1 protein-coding gene is annotated in these 665 nt (G+C 44.4%); it reads right to left on the bottom strand.

Features of this window, described 5'->3' with window-relative positions; genetic code table 11:
* The coding region (locus tag R7Q46_RS27570) for a helix-turn-helix domain-containing protein (protein ID WP_318078335.1) at positions 1 to 618 on the bottom strand (618 nt) is incomplete at its 3' end.
* Between the last annotated feature and the right edge of the window lie 47 nt (positions 619 to 665).

The raw sequence follows: 665 nt of genomic DNA, 5'->3' as shown, positions 1-665 counted from the left end.
ATCCATTGCTACAGCTTCGATATTTTTACCATGCTCACCTAGCTGTTCAAAGAACGGTCGAATATCCTTGCGGCTACGACCTAGTCCTATCCAGATAACCTGATGGCTTTTCGCGTCAGCAATGACCGTCGCATAGCGGTGCCCTTTAAAAATGGCGAACTCGTCCATGACGAGTTGCCTTAATTCACCCCATTTAACTTGCGGCACTACTTGTTGAAGCCGACGCTTATCTATCTCTTTGATTGTGTGCCAATGAACGCCTGTCACTTGGGCTATATGTTTAATTGGTAGCAGAGGTAACAACTGTTCTATATAGCTTCGTAGGCGTTTAGTGATACGAGCATAAGGTTCCAACCAAGATAGCCGCTCTGTTTTAATGCCGCAGTTACTGCACTTGATGCGTCGGGTTTGAATGGACAGTTCAACGGGAGCTCCTAACAGTGTAGCTTCCTTCACGTTACGCCACTGATACTCATGTATGGCTTGAGCTTTAAGCCCGCACGGACACTTAGCGATAGAATTAGGTTTGAGAGTGAGCTTTATTAATGACGCAGTCTGATGAGACTTTACTATATGAAAGCCTTCCCAGAATGAAGATAGGAAAGTATGATTCGACATGAAAACGGTAGTTTGTGTAGGTTTTGTTTGGCGATAAAACTCTATCA

The sequence above is a fragment of the Vibrio sp. 811 genome (assembly GCF_033339195.1).
Note: the sequence above shows the minus strand (reverse complement) of the source record. Positions and strands in the feature narration are given on the sequence as shown.